This is a genomic window from Hartmannibacter diazotrophicus (assembly GCF_900231165.1).
Lineage (GTDB): Bacteria > Pseudomonadota > Alphaproteobacteria > Rhizobiales > Pleomorphomonadaceae > Hartmannibacter > Hartmannibacter diazotrophicus.
In genome coordinates, this window is record NZ_LT960614.1 from 1112689 (window position 1) to 1128950 (window position 16262).

Annotated in this window: 19 protein-coding genes; 8 read left to right on the forward strand and 11 right to left on the reverse strand. The window is 67.0% G+C overall.

Annotated elements, in window-relative coordinates; all coding sequences use genetic code 11:
• Positions 1-4: 4 nt before the first annotated feature.
• Positions 5-877: a sensor histidine kinase gene (locus HDIA_RS05180; RefSeq protein ID WP_157775327.1), complete on the forward strand. Its 873-nt coding sequence runs from the start codon at positions 5-7 to the stop codon at positions 875-877.
• A 79-nt stretch (positions 878-956) separates the two neighbouring features.
• Here HDIA_RS05180 and HDIA_RS05185 read toward each other — a convergent pair whose 3' ends face one another.
• From HDIA_RS05185 to HDIA_RS05220, 8 genes are all read right to left on the reverse strand, one after another.
• A complete protein-coding gene (locus tag HDIA_RS05185; protein ID WP_099555006.1) occupies positions 957-2132 on the reverse strand; it encodes a BatD family protein in 1176 nt (391 codons plus the stop codon).
• Positions 2126-2755, reverse strand: coding sequence for a tetratricopeptide repeat protein (locus HDIA_RS05190; protein WP_099555008.1), 630 nt, complete (start codon positions 2753-2755; stop codon positions 2126-2128). The genes HDIA_RS05185 and HDIA_RS05190 overlap by 7 nt, the downstream gene beginning before the upstream one ends.
• Before the next feature lies 1 nt (position 2756).
• Positions 2757-3680 (reverse strand): VWA domain-containing protein, encoded by a 924-nt coding sequence (locus HDIA_RS05195; protein ID WP_099555010.1) that lies wholly within the window; start codon positions 3678-3680, stop codon positions 2757-2759.
• Positions 3677-4633 (reverse strand): VWA domain-containing protein, encoded by a 957-nt coding sequence (locus tag HDIA_RS05200; RefSeq protein ID WP_099555012.1) that lies wholly within the window; start codon positions 4631-4633, stop codon positions 3677-3679. Before HDIA_RS05200 ends, HDIA_RS05195 begins: the two co-directional genes overlap by 4 nt.
• Positions 4634-5005: a hypothetical protein gene (locus HDIA_RS05205; RefSeq protein ID WP_099555014.1), complete on the reverse strand. Its 372-nt coding sequence runs from the start codon at positions 5003-5005 to the stop codon at positions 4634-4636.
• Positions 4995-5903 carry a DUF58 domain-containing protein gene (locus HDIA_RS05210; RefSeq protein ID WP_099555016.1) on the reverse strand — a complete coding sequence of 303 codons (909 nt, stop codon included), beginning with the start codon at positions 5901-5903 and terminating at the stop codon, positions 4995-4997. Before HDIA_RS05210 ends, HDIA_RS05205 begins: the two co-directional genes overlap by 11 nt.
• Positions 5904-5923: 20 nt before the next feature.
• Positions 5924-6919: an AAA family ATPase gene (locus HDIA_RS05215; protein WP_099558714.1), complete on the reverse strand. Its 996-nt coding sequence runs from the start codon at positions 6917-6919 to the stop codon at positions 5924-5926.
• Positions 6920-7069: 150 nt separating this feature from the next.
• Entirely contained in the window at positions 7070-7477 is a 408-nt protein-coding gene (locus HDIA_RS05220; RefSeq protein ID WP_099555018.1) for a winged helix-turn-helix transcriptional regulator, read from the reverse strand.
• Between the two features lie 79 nt (positions 7478-7556).
• Here HDIA_RS05220 and HDIA_RS05225 point away from each other — a divergent pair, with 79 nt between their 5' ends.
• Both HDIA_RS05225 and HDIA_RS05230 read left to right on the forward strand, forming a co-directional pair.
• Positions 7557-7883 (forward strand): nuclear transport factor 2 family protein, encoded by a 327-nt coding sequence (locus HDIA_RS05225; protein WP_099555020.1) that lies wholly within the window; start codon positions 7557-7559, stop codon positions 7881-7883.
• Positions 7880-8662 carry an SDR family oxidoreductase gene (locus HDIA_RS05230; RefSeq protein WP_099555022.1) on the forward strand — a complete coding sequence of 261 codons (783 nt, stop codon included), beginning with the start codon at positions 7880-7882 and terminating at the stop codon, positions 8660-8662. Before HDIA_RS05225 ends, HDIA_RS05230 begins: the two co-directional genes overlap by 4 nt.
• Positions 8663-8682: 20 nt before the next feature.
• Here the strand turns inward: HDIA_RS05230 and HDIA_RS05235 are convergent, their stop codons facing one another.
• The 3 genes from HDIA_RS05235 to HDIA_RS05245 are packed head-to-tail and all read right to left on the reverse strand — an operon-like array spanning position 8683 to position 11484.
• Positions 8683-9483, reverse strand: coding sequence for a heme ABC transporter ATP-binding protein (locus HDIA_RS05235; protein WP_099555024.1), 801 nt, complete (start codon positions 9481-9483; stop codon positions 8683-8685).
• Between the two features lie 10 nt (positions 9484-9493).
• Positions 9494-10549 carry a FecCD family ABC transporter permease gene (locus HDIA_RS05240; protein ID WP_099558715.1) on the reverse strand — a complete coding sequence of 352 codons (1056 nt, stop codon included), beginning with the start codon at positions 10547-10549 and terminating at the stop codon, positions 9494-9496.
• Positions 10550-10584: 35 nt separating this feature from the next.
• A complete protein-coding gene (locus HDIA_RS05245) occupies positions 10585-11484 on the reverse strand; it encodes a heme/hemin ABC transporter substrate-binding protein (protein ID WP_245884174.1) in 900 nt (299 codons plus the stop codon).
• A gap of 275 nt (positions 11485-11759) precedes the next feature.
• Here HDIA_RS05245 and HDIA_RS05250 point away from each other — a divergent pair, with 275 nt between their 5' ends.
• From HDIA_RS05250 to HDIA_RS05270, 5 genes are all read left to right on the forward strand, one after another.
• Entirely contained in the window at positions 11760-13811 is a 2052-nt protein-coding gene (locus HDIA_RS05250) for a TonB-dependent hemoglobin/transferrin/lactoferrin family receptor (RefSeq protein ID WP_157775329.1), read from the forward strand.
• A 149-nt stretch (positions 13812-13960) separates the two neighbouring features.
• Positions 13961-14314, forward strand: coding sequence for a heme-degrading protein HmuQ (gene hmuQ / locus HDIA_RS05255; protein ID WP_099555029.1), 354 nt, complete (start codon positions 13961-13963; stop codon positions 14312-14314).
• 32 nt (positions 14315-14346) lie between these two features.
• On the forward strand, positions 14347-14880 hold the full coding sequence (hutX, locus tag HDIA_RS05260; protein WP_099555031.1) for a heme utilization cystosolic carrier protein HutX: 534 nt from the start codon (positions 14347-14349) through the stop codon (positions 14878-14880).
• A gap of 355 nt (positions 14881-15235) precedes the next feature.
• The gene (locus HDIA_RS05265) at positions 15236-15802 is read left to right on the forward strand and encodes a PadR family transcriptional regulator (protein ID WP_099555033.1); all 567 of its coding nucleotides are present in this window, start codon (positions 15236-15238) and stop codon (positions 15800-15802) included.
• The gene (locus tag HDIA_RS05270; protein ID WP_099555035.1) at positions 15802-16113 is read left to right on the forward strand and encodes a DUF2218 domain-containing protein; all 312 of its coding nucleotides are present in this window, start codon (positions 15802-15804) and stop codon (positions 16111-16113) included. Before HDIA_RS05265 ends, HDIA_RS05270 begins: the two co-directional genes overlap by 1 nt.
• Positions 16114-16262 lie beyond the last annotated feature (149 nt).

Here is a 16262-nt window from a genome sequence, read left to right on the forward strand (position 1 = left end):
GGAAATGCGCAGGAATCTGGATCTGACTTCGTACGACTATCTCGTGACAAACCGTCGGTCGGTGGAAGCCATGGCCGCCTCGGCCTTTGCCCGCAAAGAGAAAGCCGCGGCCTTCCGCATGGCCCCGGAGGATGAAGACACCGCTTCGGTTCCCTCCGGCGACGAACAACTGGGCCGGGCGCTGGAAGCGCTGCGGGCAACTCACGACTACCGTGGAAATCTCATGGCATCGGCCGGTCATGACCTCCGCCACCCGCTTCAGATCATGTCCTTGATGGTGGAGCGGATGCGGCTTCGGTCCGAGGACGGAAGTGTCGCCAAGGCGCTGGACACGCTCGAGGAGCAGCTTGAACGACTGAACGCCGGTCTTGTCCAGCTTGCGCTCGACGCGCGCGCCAGCGACCGTGTGGCGAGGCCGCAAAGATCGAGTTTTGCGCTGGCGAGCGTGCTTCGGTCGGCGTTGTCGGACTGGAGGCATCACGCCGAGGCCAACGGCAACGAGTTGATCCTCCAGGAAACCGATCTTGTCGTCGACAGCGATCCGAAGCTTTTGGCAACGATGCTCGGCAACCTGATCGGCAATGCCGTCCGCCATACCCGTGGCGGGCGCGTTGATGTCGGCGCCTTCATCCGGGCCGGCGAGGTGGTCGTCGAGATTGCCGACGATGGCCCCGGCATGGACGATGCCGCGATGTCGCCCTTCCTCGGAGGCGATCCCCGGCGCAGCACCGGCGGGCTCGGCCTCGGGCTGACGATCGTCGGGATCATTTCGCGGCTGCTCGGTCATCCGCTTCGCATCTGGTCGCGTTCCGGCGTCGGCACGCGTGTCTACGTGTCCCTGCCTCTGATCGAGGCGGATACGTCCGGCCTGCGTTGAGCGTGCGACGGGGAAAGGATCGGCGAGAAGATCGCCGGTCTTTTGCCGGACCGGCCCTTGAGCGGCCTGCTGTCGGACTTCAGGAGAGAAGCTGTCGCCGCAAACGTGCGCGATCGGGTGCCGGCGCTGCTGCCTCGTGGCCGAAAAGGACGGCATCGAGATCCGAGAGACGTCGGGCCTGCTCGGCCCGGTCAAGGTTTTGCCGCTGAAACCACGAAAGCGCCGCGCGCCGGGCGGAGGCAAGGTCGCCGCGCCCGAGCGCCATGCGCAGCGCGAGCCGGTCGCGGCTCGGAAGACGGCGAAGGACGGCCCTCTTGAGCGCCATGCGCTCGCCCTGCGAAAGCGGCCTCAGCGTGAAGAACAGGATGCCGAGCGGCAGGATCAGCCCTGCGGCCGCGGCAAACAGGAGCCCGTAGGGCGAGGCGAAGCGGCTTGGCCAGACGCCGGCCGCATTGGTGCCGAAGCCGGCGACGGCGATCCTGCGCGGACCGAGCGCGGCATTGCGGCTCGTGCCGGTGGCTGTGTCGAACCAGGCAAAGTCCACCGCCGGCAGCGTGCCGACCTCCCCGGTGATCGGACGGAGCTTCCAGGACCAGGTGAGCGTGGCGAGGGGACCGTTCGGTGTCGGAACAATCTCGCGCTGTTCCGGCTCGGTGAAGGAGATGAGCCAGGGCTCGCGGATGACGGGCGCGGGCGGCAGCCGTTCCGGGTCGGCGCCGAGCACCTTCAGCGTGATCGTCCGGCGCACGTTATCGCCGTCGATGAGGGCTTCGGGGTTGCGGCTCCAGTCGTCGGTGAGTTCGACAGAGCTCGCCGGCATCCATCGGCCGTCGACCTTTGGCTGGGGCTTGACCGTGATCGTCACCGGCGCGGACTGCGTTTCCGTCTCCACCCATTTGTTGTCCGACGTGACGACGGTCACGTGATGCAGGAAGGACGGAATGACGAGTGTGCCGTCGGACTTGGCGAAAAAGGCAAGCCGCCGCTCGAACACCTTGCGAAGGCTCGCCCCCGTGCCTTCCGAGGTCCATTTGTCACGTTCGAGCTGGATCCAGTTGAAGCCGGGAAAGGCCGGCATTTCCAGATGCTCGCGGCCGATGCCCTCGACATATTCGCCGCGGACGGTGACGAGGATCATTTCGCCGGGCAGCGGATTGGGCTTGTCGACGGTGACCTCGAGGCGGTCCCGGCCGTCGGCGAATGCCGAACCGCACAGACTGATCAGAAACAGGACAGTCGCGAGCCATCTCACCATGAGCTTGCCTCCGGCGTGATCTGGCCAAGCTCCTTGCGCCGGTCGTATTCGGCGGCAAGGCGCTTCTTCAGGTATTCGCCCGGTGCGTCGACGAGACCCGTCAGCCAGCCTTCGCTGGCCGCGATGCCGCGCGCATTGAGCGGCTTGTAGACATGCCGCTGGTCAGTCAGCGTTCCCTTGACGACCGGGTCGTTGGGATCGCCGGTCGCAACGCCCATCACCTTCGCCGGCACGCCGCCGTGGGCTCCGAGGCCCGATCCGACGACCGGATCGACGAGCTTGGCCACGATCTCGCGGTTGCGCCGGGCATCGTCGTCATGCGGGTTGGCGAAGAGGACGGCGTCGAAATAGGCGACCGACAATTCGTACTGGCCGGTGGCCGCCAGCGAGATCGCCCGGTCGTAGGTGGCGACACGGCCGACCTTTTCGAAGGCGGCGTCCGCCGCCTTGTGGTCGCCGGCCTTGTAGAGCGCGACGCCGCGTGCGGCTTCATCCTCGATGAGGTGCGCGGCCAGCGCTGGCTGGCCGGCCAGCAGGGCCAGCTTGCCCCAGGCGTTGGGGCCGGCGACGATGCCGGCGGCAAGCGCGGCGACAACGGTGAGCGGAAGCCAGAAGCGCGTCATCTCAGCTTCGCCTCCTGAACATGAGGCCGGCCGGCACGAGCGACAGCGCCACGAGCCATGGGCCGAAATCGCGGAAATAGAGCGGCGTCAGGCCGGCTTCGATGAGGCTTGCCTCGCTGTCCTTGAGAGCGGCGACCAGGCTTTCCGGTTCGCTCGCCGCCGTTGCCGTTCCCTCGCCGCGTTTGGCCAGCGCCTCCAGCGCTTCCGGATGGGGGGGCGGGCTTTCGGGCGGCAATGTGTCGGGCGCGACATAGACGGTCGAGACATGGCCACCGGCGGCAACGATCCGGTCCACGGCGTCGTCACTCGCCTTGTCGAGCCCGCCGCCGTCGGAAATCAGCACCACGTCGCTGCGGTTGATTTTCGCCTCCGCCAACAGGTCGCCGGCAAGGTTCAGCGCCTTGTCGGGGCGTGAGCCGCCGTCGGGCATCGTCTCGGGGTCGAGAACGCCGATCAGGCTTTCCGGGCTGGAAGGGTCCGTGGTGAAGGCACTCACGAGATAAGGCTCGCCGGAATAAAGGATCAGCGCCACCGGGCGTCCACCGCTTTGCTCCAGTGCCAGCGCGGCAGCGGCCTGCGCATCGCCCAGGCGACCGCCGCGAGTGACCGACGGCGAGAGGTCGAAAACGAGCACGATGCCGTTGAGGTTACGGAAGGCCGGCGCCTCGCCGCGAAGGGCGGGACCCGCAAGGCCGAGGATCAGCGGCAGGGCCGCGAGAAGCGGCAGCGGCGGCAGCCACCGTCCGCCCTTGCGCCGCACGTGGCCGATCCGCTCCATCGCCGCGAGCAGCGGTCCGTCGACGGCGCGTTCCCAGGCACCGAGGCTCCGGCCGCGCCGCCAGGCGAGGAAGGCAACGAGCGCGGCGATCGGGAGCGCGAGAAGCCACCAGGGGCGCAGCAGGGCGTAGGTCTCGTAGACGATCATCCACGCTCTCCCCGGAAAAGCAGGAGGACGAGCGCCAGCAGCAGGGCCGCGCCGGCGGGATAGATCCAGAGGTCGCGATAGACGGTGACCGGCGGTTCGTTGCCGATCGAGGGCTCCAGCGCGTCGATGGAGGTGGCGACGCCTTGAAGGTCGTCGAGCGTGCGAACGCGGAAGCTGGTGCCGCCGCTTGCGTCGGCGATGGCCTTCAGCGTGGCGCTGTCCACGGCGTCGCGGGCATCGGGGCTCGTTTCCAGATCCTTCGGTCCGAGCGCGATCGTGTCGACGGTGACGCCGAGCTTGCGGGCGAGCGTTCCAACCTCGGCTGGAATGACGGCGCCAGCCGTGTCGGCGCCGTCGGAAAGCAGGATGATGACCCGGCTTTTCGCGTCCGACGTCTGCAGGCGCTTGAGGGCGAGGCCAAGACCGTCGGCAATCGCCGTCGACTGGCCGGAGATGCCGATGGTCGCCTCGTCGATGGCCTGGGCCAGCGCCTTGACGTCATAGGTGAGCGGTGAGGCGAAATAGGCCTTCTCGGCAAAGAGCACCAGACCGACCCGGTCGCCCTCGCGGCCCTCGACGAAGCGCGTCGCCACTTCCTTGACGGCGTCGAGCCGCGAGATCGCCTGGCCGCCGAGATCGAAGTCGGTCTTCGACATGCTGCCGGAAAGATCGAGCACCAGAACGATGTCCCGGCCGGAGACCGGCAGGGCATCGGTGGTCGTCAGCAGGCGCGGCCCGGCAAGCGCCACCACGAGCAGCAGCCAGATAAGGGCGGCAAGGATGCGCGGCAGTGCGCCAATCACCGAAAGGGCTGCGCCCGATGGCAGGCGTTCGGCGATTGCCGGCGGCATGTAGAGCGCGCCGATTTCCGCGCGTCTGGCCGGCGGCAGCAGCCAGGCGAGCAACGGTAGCGGCAGGGCGAGCAGGAGATAGGGCGCGGCGAACTCGGGCATTCAGCGCCGCCTCCGGGCATGGCCGAGGATTTTCTCGTCGAGCGCATCCAGATCGGTGACGGGCGCGCTGCCATAGAGCGCGACGGCGAATTCGCCGCCGACGTCGGCGACGTCTCCGCCGAGACTGCGCAGCACGGCCGCCTGCCGGTAGAGCCTTTCGCCGGCGTTCAGCGTCTTGAAGCTGTCGAGCTCAAGGGCAAGACGGGCCACGTCGTCGCGGCGGGAGGCAAAGAGCGGCCGCAGCAGTGCGGCGACGAGGCACGCGACCAGAAGGCCGATTGAAAGCGCGGCAAGATAGTCGCGCCAGCCGAACACGGCGAAGTCGGCCGGAAGGCGCAAGGGGCCAAGCTGCGCGATGAGGTCAGAGGCCATCGGCGACCTCCTCTTCCAGCGCGCGGCCGATGTCGGCGGCGTCCGCCGAGGCATCGATGCGCCGGACGGTCACGCCGAGCGCCCGAAGGCGGGCGGGACGAGGATCGGGCAGGGTGCCGATGCTGGCGCCGAGCCGGGTCCAGTGCGTGGCATTGTCCTCGCCGTAATAGGCGTAGGCGCCCGCTTGGCCTGAACGTTCCAGCCGGTCGGTGATGAGCAGGACGGTGACGTCGAAGCGCCGCGCCAGCCCCTGCAGCACCGCATCGAGATCCGGCCCCGGATGGTCGAGCCCGGTGGCGATGACGAGGCTCGCGCCGGTCGGAGCAAGACGTGCCGCCCGTTCAAGCTGCTCGTCCAGCGGCGGGCAGGAGGCCGAACGGGCCTCACTCGCCTGCTCGTGCGCCTGCGCCAGCGCGCCAGCCACCTGCGCCATCGCCCGGTCCCGGGCGCGGGGCGCGACATAGGCCATGTCGGCGGCGCCGGCGACCATCAGACCGACGCGGCCGCCGGCCCCGATGACGCGCCAGCCGCTCATCGCCAGCGCCTCGGCGGCGGCGACCGAGCGGAAGCGCCGCCGGGTGCCCCAGAGCATGGGCGGACGGAAGTCGGCGATCAGCATCGCCGTCCGGTCGCGGTCGTCATGGAAATTGCGCACATGCACCCGCCCGGTGCGCGCCGTGGTCATCGCGTCGACATGGCGGAAGTCGTCGCCGTCGGCGTAGAGCCGGACGTCGCGTACGTCGAGGCCGTTGCCGCGCCTGCGAGAGGGAAAGCCGCCCGGCCGGCCGCTGGCGGCAAGGCTCGGGTCCGGCAGGTGCCGGACCACGTGGCCGAGGCGCAGCAGCAGGTCGGCGTCGACGAAGGTGCCGGCTTGGTCCGGGGAAGCGGTCGCGGGCATCGGTGCCTTGCGTCGTTCGATCAGAGGGGCTTGACGATGGCGAGCAGGCGATCGATCAGGCTGCGGGCCGTCTCGCCGTCGGCCGTGGCGCGCCATGTCGGCACGAGGCGATGGGCGAGGATGTCGGGCGCAAGCTCCGCGACGTCGTCCGGAATGCCGTAGTCGCGGCCTTTCAGGTAGGCCCGCGCCTTCACCGCCTGCGCCAGCGCCAGCGTGCCGCGTGGCGAGACCGGATGCTCGATGAGCCGGCGGACGTCCGGCGCGGGATCGTCCTCGCGCGTCGCCATCACGAGGCGGACGATATAGTCCTTGAGCGCCGGTGCCAGATGCACCGTTGCCGCCTCGGCCTGCGCGGCGAAGATGGCGTCGTGGTCGAGGCTGTGCGGGATCGGCGGGGTCTGTCCCTGCGTCTCGCTCTCGACGAGATCGATGATCGCGCGCTCCGAGGCAGCGTCCGGCATTCCGACGAGGACGTGCATCTGGAAGCGGTCGAGCTGGGCTTCCGGCAGCGGGAAGGTTCCCTCATGCTCGATCGAGTTCTGCGTCGCCACCACGACGAAGGGGCGGGGCAGGGGATGCGTGGTGTTGCCCGCGGTCACCTGCTGCTCGGCCATGGCCTCGAGCAGCGCCGACTGGACCTTCGGCGGCGCGCGGTTGATTTCGTCGACGAGCACCAGCGAATGGAACACGGGGCCCGGAACGAATTCGAAGTCGCCGCGCTCGGGCCGGAACACCTGCGTTCCGGTGAGGTCGGCAGGCATCAGGTCGGGCGTGCACTGGATGCGGGCGAAACTGCAGTCGAGCCCATCGGCAAGCCGCTTGACCGCGCGGGTCTTGGCAAGGCCAGGCGCGCCCTCGATCAGCAGGTGGCCTCCGGTCAGAAGCGCGATCAGCAGCCGTTCCACCAGCGTCGTCCGGCCGATCAGCCCTTCCTCGACCGCGTGTCCGAGGTCGACGATCCGCTGCCTGGCGGCAAAGTCGCGGCCTCCTGGAGAAGCGGCTCCCGTAGCCTCCATCCGCATGGCGTTCCTTCCTGAATTTGTTCTTATGAAACGGTTTAGTCAGGCCAGCTTATTTCTGGTGCACGGTATGCCGCAAGCGGACAGTTGGAAAATCTGGACGCGGCAAATCGACCCTGTGGCGACGTCGGCCTCCCGATAGAGACATCAGTCCGGCGCGCTGTCGCCGCTGCCGTCCTCCGGAGATTGGTCCGGACGCTGCGCGGCCCAGGTGAGCAGCGCATCGAGCGCCGGGCAGAGGGCCTGCCCCCAGTCCGTCAGGCTGTATTCGACCTTCGGCGGCACCTGCGGATAGACGGTGCGGTGGACGATGCCATCCCGTTCCATCTGCCGGAGCTGCTGGATGAGCATCTTCTGGGAAACGGCGGGAATGGATCGCTCAAGGTCCGAGAAGCGCTGGACCTGCCCGCCGAACAGGTGAAACAGGATGACGAGCTTCCACCGCCCCTCCAGCAGCTTCAGGGCGCGCTCGACGCCTTCGGCAGCCGTTTCGCGCGTGAATCCGTGTGGCTTACCTTCAGGTGTGTACCCAACTTTTTCGTGCGTTCTTGTCATTTCGTCAGCCTAGATCGATCTTTCCGGCGAGGCAACGCGGACCGCGCTCAGCCGAGACATTGCACAGGAAAGACTGCCGATGACGATGACCATGCCTGGCCCCATAGCCAAGTATTTTGCGGCCGACCGCACGGGAGGCGAGGCCTTCGCCGATTGCTTCGCCGAGACGGCGATTGTCCGCGACGAGGGGCAGGTGCACGAGGGCCGCGCCGCAATTCTGCGCTGGAAGAGCGGGGCAAGCGCGAAATACAGCTACACCAGCGAGCCATTCGCCATCGAGCAGGACGGCGAGAAAACGATTGTCCTGAGCCACCTGACGGGAAACTTCCCCGGCAGCCCGATCGACCTTCGCTATGCCTTCACGCTCGAAGGCGACCGGATCGCGCGGCTGGAGATCGGATCATGACATTCGATCTCGGTTTGAGCGGCAAGCGAGCCCTGGTGACCGGCGGCACGAAAGGCGTCGGCGCCGCCGTCGTGGAGACGCTGCTGGGCGCCGGCGCAAGGGTGATGACGACCGCGCGCGAGGTGCCGCAAGTCTCCGCGAGCGGTCTCGTCTCGGTCGCGGCGGACGTTTCCACGGCCGAGGGCTGCCGGCTCGTCGCCGATCGTGTTCTTGGCGACTTCGGCGGGCTCGATATCCTCGTCAATGTGGTGGGCGGCTCCAAAGCGCCGGCCGGCGGCTTTGCCGCGCTCGATGACGAGGTCTGGTTCGGCGAGATCAATCAGAATCTGATGTCCGCCGTCCGGCTCGACCGCGCGCTTCTGCCGTCGATGATCGCCGAAGGCTCCGGCGTTATCGTCCATGTGACATCCATCCAGCACAGGATGCCGCTGCCCGAGGCGACGACCGCCTATGCCGCGGCGAAGGCCGCGCTCTCCACCTACAGCAAGAGCCTCTCGAAAGAGGTGACGCCGAAGGGCGTTCGCGTTGTGCGCGTCTCTCCCGGATGGGTCGAGACGGAGGCGTCGGTTCGTCTGGCCGAGCGGCTGGCCGAGGAAGCCGGCACCGACTATGAGGGCGGCAAGCAGATCATCATGAAGGGGCTTGGCGGCATTCCGCTCGGCCGGCCGGCGCAGCCGAAAGAGGTCGCCGACCTCATTGCCTTTCTCGTTTCCGCGCGTGCCGCCGCGATCTCCGGTACGGAGCATGTGATCGACGGCGGCACGATTCCGACGGCGTGAGGCCGGACCTGCGGCTGCCGTCAGTCGGCGGAAGGCGGATGCCTTGCCTGCGTCAGGACGAAGGGCGTTTCCTCGGGCGGCGTCCGCCCGACGATCCCGGAGACGTCGAAGACGCGGGCGACGACCTCCTCGCAAAGCGTCTCCTGCGGCGGTCCGTGCGCGATCAGCCGTCCCTGCGAGAGCACGGCGATCCGGTCGGCGAATTCGGCGGCAAGATTGAGGTCATGCACGATCGCGATGACGCCGCCGCCGAGCCGGGCATGCCGGCGTGCCCGCTCCAGAAGATCGATCTGGTGGCGGATGTCGAGGCTCGACGTCGGCTCATCGAGGAAGAGGAACTGCGTCTTGCCATTCCTGTAGGGCTCGGGAATCTGCGCGAGGACGCGGGCAAACTGGACCCGCTGCTGCTCGCCGCCCGAAAGCCGCTCGTAGAGCCGGACGCCCCAGCCGCCGAGCCCAACATCGGCGAGCATTGCCTCGCAGAGCGCGACAGCAGCGCGGCCGCGCGCCCCGCCCGCCTCGGCGCCGAGCAGCACGATCTCCTCCACCGTGAAGGGGAAGGCCAGCGTCACGCTTTGCGGCAGGACGGCGCGGCGTCTGGCAAGTTGCGCCGCCGAAAGCCGGCCGATGTCGGTGCCTTCGTAGGTGACGCTGCCCTCGCTCGGGCGCAACTCGCCGCTGAGCAGCTTCAGCAGCGTCGACTTTCCCGCGCCATTCGGGCCGATGATGATGGTGAGGCGGCCGGGCGTCGCCGCAAGATTGACGTCCTCGACGAGCCGGCGGCCGGCAACGGCGAAGGTGAGGTTCCTGGCTTCGATCATGGTGGCGTCCTCAAGTGTCCGCCAGCCGGCGACGGCGCAGCAACAGGCTCATGAAGACCGGCGCGCCGATCAGCGCGGTGACGATGCCGATGGGAAGCTCCGCCGGGGCCGCGATGGTCCGGCAGACCGTGTCGGCGGCGATCAGCAGCGCCGCGCCGCCGAAGGCCGAGGCGGCGAGAAGCGGGCCGTTCGACGGGCCCATGACGAGGCGCAGGAGATGCGGCACGACGATGCCGACGAAGCCGATGATGCCGGAGACGGCGACCGCCGCGCCGCAGGCGGCCGCGACGGCCAGGATGACGACGCGCTTCAACGTCTCGACGCCGATCCCGAGATGCATCGCCTCCGATTCGCCGAGCGCCAGTGCATCGAGCCCGCGCGCCACGAAGGGCAGGGTCGCGATCAGGAATGCGATGAAGGGCAGGATGGCGCTCACCCGGTCCCAGGTCGCGCCGCCGAGGCTGCCAAGCGTCCAGAAAGTGATGTCGCGCAGCTGCTGGTCGTCGGCCATGAAGATGACGAGGCCGGTGACCGCGTTGCCGATGGCGGCGATCGCAAGGCCGGCAAGCAGCAGCGTTGCGATGGACGTCCGCCCGGCCCGCGTCGCCAGCAGATAGAGAAGGCTCGTCGTCAGCAACGCGCCGGCAAAGGCCATCAGCGGCAGGAAGCTGTGGCCCAGCAGGAGGGCCAGCCCGACGAGCGGCCCCTCGCCGAGGACGATGGCCGCGACGGCCGCGACCGCCGCGCCGGAGCTGACGCCGACGATGCCGGGGTCGGCGAGCGGATTGCGGAAGAGGCCCTGCAGCATGGCGCCGGTGACGGCGAGGGCGGCGCCAACGAGAGCGCCCAGCGCCGCGCGCGGCAGGCGCACGTCATAAAGGATGATGGCATCGCGCGCCGAAAGCGTATCCGCCCCGCCCGAAAGCGCCGCGAGAATGGTCCCGGCTGGAATGTTCGAGGGTCCCGTGACCACCGCCATGAAGGCCGCGCCGATCAGGAGCAGCGCCGAGGCGAGGATCGCAAGGCGCGCGTTGCGCCGCCGTTGGCTCGTCGGGTGGCTGGCCATGAGACCGGCGGGACCTTTGAGTGAAGCCGCGCTGCTCATCGCGCCGCGACCCTGTCGGGATAGAGACGCGAGGCGAGTTCGTAGGCAGCCTCCGGCGTGCGCGGTCCGAAGCCGAGCAGGTAGTTGCCGTCCATGGCGATGAGATTGTTGGTGGCTGCGGCCGGCGTCGTCCGGAAGGCCGGCATGGCGAAGGTTTCCTTCGCGTCGGCCGCGTGTTCGCCCCGCCGCATCATCAGGATGACGTCCGGCGCGGCAGTCAGGATGGCTTCGTCCACCATCCCCTTGTAGCCGGAAAAGCCGTCGGCTGCGTTGATCCCGCCGGCGAGGCCGATCATCGCGTCGGCGGCCGTGTCCTTGCCGGCCGCCATGATTCGCCCGCCCGCCACGGAGAGCACGAAGAGGACGCGCTTGCGCTCCCCGTCGGGAACGGTGGCGACGGTCTTCTCAAGATCGGCGAAATGGTCGGCGACGGCGCTTGCCAGCCGCTTTGCCTCAGCGTTCTTGCCGACCGCATGGCCGACGGCCTCGATCTTTTCGTCGATGCCCTCCGGCGTCGGGTCGTTGGGAATGATTTCCACCGGAACGCGGCTTTCGCGCAGGATGTCGAGAACGGTCGCGGGGCCGGACCCCTCCTCGGCGAGGATCAGATCGGGGCCTGTGGAGAGGACGCCTTCGGCGGCAAGCTGGCGCATGTAGCCGACCTGCGGCAGCTTCGTTGCCTGCGGCGGATAAAGGCTTGTGGTGTCGACGGCGACGACGCGCTCTCCGGCACCCAGCGCATAGAGAATTTCGGTGACGGCCCCGCCGACGGAGACGATGCGCTCCGCGCCGGGATGGGCCTCGCCGGCCCGGGCCGTGCCCTCGCCGCCCGCGATCAGGAGGCCGAGCGGCAGCGCCAGCAGCAGGCTGCTCATGTCTCGTCTGCGAAGTTTCATCAATGGCTCCTCACGCACATTGGAATGCATGCAAAATGCATTCGATCATCAACTTAGAACGTTGAATTTAAAAAGATTCCAATGTTTCACGACTGCAAAACAATTTCTTGACTCAGATACTCATATTTAAATACTGACGCAAGCACCACCGAACAGGAACGCCTGTGACCCGCATCTGGCGACCAGCCGGACAGGGGCTCTTTGCGGCGGTTCGGAGTGGCTTAAGTGTGGCTTGGGGGTATGGGATGTCGGATCGTTTTTTGAAGGGGTGGCTTTTGACCACGGCGTTGGCAGGAAGCCTGGGAGTTGCCGGCACCGCGCCGGCTTTCGCGCAGGAGGCCGAAGCGGCGGGGCAATGCAAACCGGGCGTCGATTGTCCGACCGCGGAGGAGATCCTTCTCGACACGATCACCGTCTCGGTGAACCGCACCAAGAAGGCGCCGGTCAACACGCTGGCGTCGGTGAGCGTCGTTCGCCTCAATGACGACGACACGCGGCCTGCCGCCACGACCTATTCCGATATCTTCAACGGCATGCCGGGCGTGACCGCTCGCATGGATGGCGACGATCCGGGTGCGTCGGTGAACATTCGCGGTCTGGAGGGCTTCGGCCGCGTCGCCATGATCATCGACGGCGCGCGCCAGAACTTCCAGCAGACCGGACACGGCCCGAACGGGGCCTTCTATCTCGACCCGAGCCTGCTCGACGAAGTGACGGTGATGCGCGGCCCGGTCGCCAATGCCTACGGCTCCGGCGCCATCGGCGGTGTCGTCTACATGCGCACGATCAGCCCGAGCGACTTCCTGCATGACGACGAGACCTGGGCGGCCAAGAGCAGGACGGTCTTCGGCACCAACGGCGCGAAGGCGGAAACGGGCCTGACCGGCGCCTATCGCATTTCGGATGCCTTCTCGGTTCTCGGCAGCTTCAATGTCGATCGGAGCAGCGACTTCAAGGATGGCGACGGCGACAAGGTCTACAACAGCGGCGAGCGTATCCATGCCGGCCTTCTGAAGGCGGAGATCAAGCCAGCCGATTTTCACACCGTCACGCTCGGCTATCTCGGCAACCAGTTCGACTACGACACGGGCGCTGAGACGGCGACGCAATACGACACCAGCGTCTACGAGCAGGTGGCGAGCGCCCGCTGGGAATACGACAACCCAGACGACCGCCTCTTTAACATCGATGCGTCGGTCTTCTACACCGGCACCAAGAAGGACGAGACTTACCTGACCGGAGCCAATGTCGGTCTCGGGCGTTCCTTCGATATCGACACCGCCGGCTTCAATATCGCCAACACCTCGCGCTTCGAGGCGGGCGGTCTTGCCCATGCCGTGACGATCGGTGGCGATTTCTTCCAGGACGACGTCGAAACATGGGACGAGGCCGGGGCCGGCGGCGATCTCTATACGCCGTCGGGCAAGCGCAAGGCCTACGGCGCCTTCATCGAGGACGCGGTCAGCTACTCCAACTGGCTGGAGGTCATCGGCGGGCTGCGTTTCGACGGCTACACCCTCGACAGCAGCGCAGCCTCCACGGACGGCTCGCGCCTCTCGCCCAAGATCACCGTCGGCGTGAAGCCCTTCGAGGAGACCGTCGCGGCCGGCCTGCAGATCTACGGCTCCTACGCCGAAGGCTACCGCGCGCCCTCGACCACGGAGACACTGATCACCGGCACGCATCCGGGCTTTGCGAGCTTCAACTTCCTGCCGAACCCGAACCTGAAGCCCGAGACGGCCCACAACTTCGAGATCGGTGTGAACTATGCCCGAAATGGCATCTTCACCGCCGACGACAAGCTGCGCCTCAAGGCGGCCTGGTTCCACAACCGCGTCGACAACTTCATCGATGCCGATTTCAACTTCACGGGAAACTGGGCGACCTCGACCTACCAGTATGTCAACATCGGCGAGGGCACGCTGAAGGGCTTCGAGATCGAGGGCATGTATGACGCCGGCGCCTATTTCGGCGGAATTTCGGCCTCGGTGATCGACGGCACCAACGAGGACACCGGCGAGGCGCTGGCAACCGTTCCCGCCGCCAAGATCGTCACCACGGCCGGCATGCGGTTCCTGGAGCGGCGGCTCAGCCTCGGCGCGCAGCTGGAATCGGTTTTCGCCCAGGATGACGTGCCCTCGACCGTCAGCCCGAGCGATGCCTACAATCTGGTGAACCTCTTTGCGAGTTGGCAGGCGACCGACAACCTCTCGCTGGGTCTTGAGGTCAAGAACCTCCTGGACGAGACCTACACCGAGTATCTCTCGGACCAGCCGAGCGCCGGCGTCACCGTGCTGTTCTCGCTGAACGCCCGTCTCGGGGGCTGAGGCCGGAGCGGACAATCTGCCGAATTCCAGGGATCGGCAGCAGAAACGACACTTGTTGAAGACGCATCGGGATTGATGAAACCGGACCGTGGCCCACCTGAAAGGGATGGGCCCGGTCATCCCGATGCCAGCGACGGAGAAACCGACACATGTATATCGCGATGAACCGCTTCCGCGTCGTTCCGGGCGAAGAGGAAACCTTCGAGGCCGTCTGGCGCAACCGGGAAGGGCGCCTCAAGGACGTGCCGGGCTACGTCGAGTTCCATCTTCTGAAGGGCCCGAAGGCCGAGGATCACACGCTCTATGCCTCGCACACCATCTGGGCAACCTATGAGGATTTCGTCGCCTGGACGAAGTCGGAGGCTTTCCGCCAGGCCCATGCGCGGGCCGGTGAGGGCAAGAAGAACATCTACCTCGGCGGACCGCAGTTCGAGGGCTTCGAGGTCGTGATCTCAGAGGACGGCAACGGCGTGCGCCAGGAGCCCATCGCTCCGGCCGCCTGAGCGACCGACCGGCCGTTTCGAAAGGACATGACATGAGCGCGGTGGAAACGGGGCAGCCGGCGGCTGCCGATGGATTGGCGGCGGCCGTTGCCGCCCTTGCGGAAGACCCCGACGGTGTCGTCGAGGCGATTGCCGCGAAGGCTGGCGTCTCCCCGAGGGTGGTTCTTGACCTCCTGCCCGAGGGGGCGGCCGTCGCCATCCCGGCGGAAAAATTCGCCGATGTCTGGCAGGCGATGACCGGCTGGGGCGAGGTGCTGTTTCTCGTCCATACCGCCGACATCGTGCTCGAATGCGTCGGCGCCCTGCCGGAGGGTAGCTTCGGCCACGGATATTTCAACATCCATGGCGACAGCCCGATCGGAGGCCACATCAAGGCCGACCGCTGCGCGGTGATCTATTTCGTCGACCGGGCCTTCCATGGCCGCCGGTCCCTCTCCGTCCAGTTCTTGAACGGTGAGGGCGAGGCGATGTTCAAGGTCTTCGTCCGCCGCGATTCCGCGCGCGAGCTTCTGCCCGATCAGGTCGCCGCCTTCGAGGCGCTTCGGGTGGCGACGTCGGCCGCCTGAGGAAGGGCGCACGAGCCAAATTCGGCCCCGGTCGATCCGCCTGATTGAAACGGGTGCGATTGGCCGGGGCCTTTTCGTCTCGTCGCGGGGCATGACCGGTGGCTTGGTCTTCCGGAGGTGGCGGGAATACATCTCGATACAGTCGATTTCCGACATTGCCACTCGCAGCGGTCGCGACAACGTAGAAATCCGCGGTCTCCTGACCCGGAAACAGGGACCGCCCACAGGTTTGACGGCGGTCTGACGGCCCGGATCGGCGACGCCCGCCGGGTCGTCAAACCGCGGCATGAAAAAATTCCGATATAGATCTCGATATATCTTGACTTGCGATATATCGAGATCTATATCGGCAATCATGAGACACAAACATTTCGGCGGCCGTTGCCGTCATCACTCCCAGGAACATGGCCCCACCGATCATCGCGAGGGCCGTCCTCATCACCACCGTGGCGGGCGCGGACGCGGCCGCCTCTTCGACTACGGCGAACTGCGGCTGCTGGCTCTGGCGATGTTCGTCGAACAGCCGCGTCACGGCTATGAACTCATCAAGGCCATCGAGGAGCGCTTCGGCGGCAGCTACAGCCCGAGCCCCGGCGTCATCTATCCGACGCTCTCCTGGCTGGAGGATATGGGCTATATCGAACTGGTCCCGGAGGAGGGCGCCCGCAAGCGCTATCGCATCACCGCCGAGGGCGGCGCCTTCCTGGAGGCGAACCGTGCGGCGGTCGACGAACTGCGCTCGCGCGGCGGATCGTCCGAAGGTCGCGGACCTGGCCGCCCGCCCGCCCCTGTCATCCGGGCAATGGAGAACCTGAAGACCGCCCTTCGGCTGAAGCTGAGGGAAGGGCAACTGGATGACGAAACCCTTCAGAAAATTGCCGCGGCCATCGATGCGGCGGCACAGACCGTGGAGCGCAGCTGATGAACGACCAGACATCCTCTCCGGCCGCCGCGCGCAGCACCGCCGAGGTGCCGACCGCGAGCGCCAGCAAGTATCTCCAGCAGCTCTGCAAGCATTTCCAGCACAAGGTCCCGGCGACCTTCAACGCCTACGCCGGGCGGATTTCCTTTCCGGCCGGAGACTGCGACCTGAGCGCCGATGACGGCGTGCTGAAAATGACGGTGACCGCCAAGGTCGCCTCCGACCTTGCTCAGTTGCAGGACATCGTCGATCGGCATCTCGTCCGCTTCGCCTTCCGCGAGGAGTTGAAGGTCGTCTGGCAGAAAGCCTGAGCGGCGATCCGGTGCTTGTCCTGCGACGGTGGATGAAATGTGTCCCCGTCGGACAAATCCGCGCGCATCGCGCGGCAGGACAGGGTAGGGAGTGATGGTCCTGGGGCTGTGGTGTATCCGGAGGAGATACGATCGCCGGCAGATCGGAC

Excerpts from the sequence above, each read along its gene's own strand:
- HDIA_RS05180 (WP_157775327.1), top strand. The coding sequence starts at position 5 with ATGCGCAGGAATCTGGATCTGACTTCGTACGACTATCTCGTGACAAAC.
- HDIA_RS05185 (WP_099555006.1), bottom strand. The coding sequence starts at position 2,132 with ATGGTGAGATGGCTCGCGACTGTCCTGTTTCTGATCAGTCTGTGCGGT.
- HDIA_RS05190 (WP_099555008.1), bottom strand. The coding sequence starts at position 2,755 with ATGACGCGCTTCTGGCTTCCGCTCACCGTTGTCGCCGCGCTTGCCGCC.
- HDIA_RS05195 (WP_099555010.1), bottom strand. The coding sequence starts at position 3,680 with ATGATCGTCTACGAGACCTACGCCCTGCTGCGCCCCTGGTGGCTTCTC.
- HDIA_RS05200 (WP_099555012.1), bottom strand. The coding sequence starts at position 4,633 with ATGCCCGAGTTCGCCGCGCCCTATCTCCTGCTCGCCCTGCCGCTACCG.
- HDIA_RS05205 (WP_099555014.1), bottom strand. The coding sequence starts at position 5,005 with ATGGCCTCTGACCTCATCGCGCAGCTTGGCCCCTTGCGCCTTCCGGCC.
- HDIA_RS05210 (WP_099555016.1), bottom strand. The coding sequence starts at position 5,903 with ATGCCCGCGACCGCTTCCCCGGACCAAGCCGGCACCTTCGTCGACGCC.
- HDIA_RS05215 (WP_099558714.1), bottom strand. The coding sequence starts at position 6,919 with ATGGAGGCTACGGGAGCCGCTTCTCCAGGAGGCCGCGACTTTGCCGCC.
- HDIA_RS05220 (WP_099555018.1), bottom strand. The coding sequence starts at position 7,477 with ATGACAAGAACGCACGAAAAAGTTGGGTACACACCTGAAGGTAAGCCA.
- HDIA_RS05225 (WP_099555020.1), top strand. The coding sequence starts at position 7,557 with ATGACGATGACCATGCCTGGCCCCATAGCCAAGTATTTTGCGGCCGAC.
- HDIA_RS05230 (WP_099555022.1), top strand. The coding sequence starts at position 7,880 with ATGACATTCGATCTCGGTTTGAGCGGCAAGCGAGCCCTGGTGACCGGC.
- HDIA_RS05235 (WP_099555024.1), bottom strand. The coding sequence starts at position 9,483 with ATGATCGAAGCCAGGAACCTCACCTTCGCCGTTGCCGGCCGCCGGCTC.
- HDIA_RS05240 (WP_099558715.1), bottom strand. The coding sequence starts at position 10,549 with ATGGCCAGCCACCCGACGAGCCAACGGCGGCGCAACGCGCGCCTTGCG.
- HDIA_RS05245 (WP_245884174.1), bottom strand. The coding sequence starts at position 11,484 with ATGAAACTTCGCAGACGAGACATGAGCAGCCTGCTGCTGGCGCTGCCG.
- hmuQ (WP_099555029.1), top strand. The coding sequence starts at position 13,961 with ATGTATATCGCGATGAACCGCTTCCGCGTCGTTCCGGGCGAAGAGGAA.
- hutX (WP_099555031.1), top strand. The coding sequence starts at position 14,347 with ATGAGCGCGGTGGAAACGGGGCAGCCGGCGGCTGCCGATGGATTGGCG.
- HDIA_RS05265 (WP_099555033.1), top strand. The coding sequence starts at position 15,236 with ATGAGACACAAACATTTCGGCGGCCGTTGCCGTCATCACTCCCAGGAA.
- HDIA_RS05270 (WP_099555035.1), top strand. The coding sequence starts at position 15,802 with ATGAACGACCAGACATCCTCTCCGGCCGCCGCGCGCAGCACCGCCGAG.